This window comes from Bacillus sp. ABR, assembly GCF_056172715.1.
In genome coordinates this window covers 1-3,033 of the sequence record NZ_JAOYSL010000010.1, presented here as the reverse complement: position 1 = coordinate 3,033, position 3,033 = coordinate 1, and the positions used below count along the sequence as shown (strand labels likewise).

General features: G+C 52.6%; 1 rRNA gene. It reads right to left on the bottom strand.

The annotated features are described in order from the left end of the window. Positions 1-7: 7 nt before the first annotated feature. Positions 8-2,938, bottom strand: a 23S ribosomal RNA gene (locus tag OIT90_RS19215). Positions 2,939-3,033: the final 95 nt, after the last annotated feature.

The window sequence follows — 3,033 nt, the reverse complement described above, 5'->3', positions numbered from 1 at the left end:
TAGAATATAGGTTAAGTCCTCGATCTATTAGTATCTGTCAGCTCCACGTGTCACCACGCTTCCACCTCAGACCTATCAACCTGATCATCTTTCAGGGATCTTACTTCCTTGCGGAATGGGAAATCTCATCTTGAGGGGGGCTTCATGCTTAGATGCTTTCAGCACTTATCCCGTCCGCACATAGCTACCCAGCGATGCCCTTGGCAGAACAACTGGTACACCAGCGGTGCGTCCATCCCGGTCCTCTCGTACTAAGGACAGCTCCTCTCAAATTTCCTGCGCCCGCGACGGATAGGGACCGAACTGTCTCACGACGTTCTGAACCCAGCTCGCGTACCGCTTTAATGGGCGAACAGCCCAACCCTTGGGACCGACTACAGCCCCAGGATGCGATGAGCCGACATCGAGGTGCCAAACCTCCCCGTCGATGTGGACTCTTGGGGGAGATAAGCCTGTTATCCCCGGGGTAGCTTTTATCCGTTGAGCGATGGCCCTTCCATGCGGAACCACCGGATCACTAAGCCCGACTTTCGTCCCTGCTCGACTTGTAGGTCTCGCAGTCAAGCTCCCTTGTGCCTTTACACTCTGCGAATGATTTCCAACCATTCTGAGGGAACCTTTGGGCGCCTCCGTTACATTTTAGGAGGCGACCGCCCCAGTCAAACTGCCCACCTGACACTGTCTCCCTGCCCGATAAGGGCAGCGGGTTAGAAGGTCAATACAGCCAGGGTAGTATCCCACCGATGCCTCCACCGAAGCTAGCGCTCCGGTTTCCAAGGCTCCTACCTATCCTGTACAAGCTGTACCAACATTCAATATCAGGCTGCAGTAAAGCTCCACGGGGTCTTTCCGTCCTGTCGCGGGTAACCTGCATCTTCACAGGTACTATAATTTCACCGAGTCTCTCGTTGAGACAGTGCCCAGATCGTTGCGCCTTTCGTGCGGGTCGGAACTTACCCGACAAGGAATTTCGCTACCTTAGGACCGTTATAGTTACGGCCGCCGTTTACTGGGGCTTCAATTCGCACCTTCGCTTACGCTAAGCGCTCCTCTTAACCTTCCAGCACCGGGCAGGCGTCAGCCCCTATACTTCGCCTTACGGCTTCGCAGAGACCTGTGTTTTTGCTAAACAGTCGCCTGGGCCTATTCACTGCGGCTTCTCGGGGCTTTAACACCCTAAGAAGCACCCCTTCTCCCGAAGTTACGGGGTCATTTTGCCGAGTTCCTTAACGAGAGTTCTCTCGATCACCTTAGGATTCTCTCCTCGCCTACCTGTGTCGGTTTGCGGTACGGGCACCTCTCACCTCGCTAGAGGCTTTTCTTGGCAGTGTGGAATCAGGAACTTCGCTACTAAATTTCGCTCGCCATCACAGCTCAGCCTTTATGGGAAACGGATTTGCCTATTTCCCAGCCTAACTGCTTGGACGCGGATATCCAATACCGCGCTTACCCTATCCTCCTGCGTCCCCCCATTGCTCAAATGGTGAGGAGGTGGTACAGGAATATCAACCTGTTGTCCATCGCCTACGCCTTTCGGCCTCGGCTTAGGTCCCGACTAACCCTGAGCGGACGAGCCTTCCTCAGGAAACCTTAGGCATTCGGTGGACGGGATTCTCACCCGTCTTTCGCTACTCATACCGGCATTCTCACTTCTAAGCGCTCCACCAGTCCTTCCGGTCTGGCTTCACAGCCCTTAGAACGCTCTCCTACCACTGTTCGTAAGAACAGTCCGCAGCTTCGGTGATACGTTTAGCCCCGGTACATTTTCGGCGCAGAGTCACTCGACCAGTGAGCTATTACGCACTCTTTAAATGGTGGCTGCTTCTAAGCCAACATCCTGGTTGTCTAAGCAACTCCACATCCTTTTCCACTTAACGTATACTTTGGGACCTTAGCTGGCGGTCTGGGCTGTTTCCCTTTCGACTACGGATCTTATCACTCGCAGTCTGACTCCCAAGGATAAGTCATCGGCATTCGGAGTTTGACTGAATTCGGTAACCCGGTAGGGGCCCCTAGTCCAATCAGTGCTCTACCTCCGAGACTCTTACCTTGAGGCTAGCCCTAAAGCTATTTCGGAGAGAACCAGCTATCTCCAGGTTCGATTGGCATTTCACCCCTACCCACACCTCATCCCCGCACTTTTCAACGTGCGTGGGTTCGGGCCTCCATTCAGTGTTACCTGAACTTCACCCTGGACATGGGTAGATCACCTGGTTTCGGGTCTACGACCACGTACTCATGCGCCCTATTCAGACTCGCTTTCGCTGCGGCTCCGCATCTTCTGCTTAACCTTGCACGGGATCGTAACTCGCCGGTTCATTCTACAAAAGGCACGCCATCACCCGTTAACGGGCTCTGACTACTTGTAGGCACACGGTTTCAGGATCTATTTCACTCCCCTTCCGGGGTGCTTTTCACCTTTCCCTCACGGTACTGGTTCACTATCGGTCACTAGGGAGTATTTAGCCTTGGGAGATGGTCCTCCCGGATTCCGACGGAATTTCACGTGTTCCGCCGTACTCAGGATCCACTCTGGAGAGAACAACATTTCAGTTACAGGGCTGTTACCTTCTTTGGCGGGCCTTTCCAGACCTCTTCGCTTATATCGTTCCTTTGTAACTCCGTATAGAGTGTCCTACAACCCCAAGAGGCAAGCCTCTTGGTTTGGGCTGTTCCCGTTTCGCTCGCCGCTACTCAGGGAATCGCATTTGCTTTCTCTTCCTCCGGGTACTTAGATGTTTCAGTTCCCCGGGTATGCCTTCTCATACTCTATGTATTCAAGTATGGATACTACTCCATTACGAGCAGTGGGTTTCCCCATTCGGAAATCTCCGGATCAAAGCTTGCTTACAGCTCCCCGAAGCATATCGGTGTTCGTCCCGTCCTTCATCGGCTCCTAGTGCCAAGGCATCCACCGTGCGCCCTTTCTAACTTAACCATTTCTTACTTTAGAAAGAATCACTATGTGTGATGAACTTTGCATTGCATTCAATGTGAATGTATTACTTATTGTTATCTAGTTTTCAAAGAACA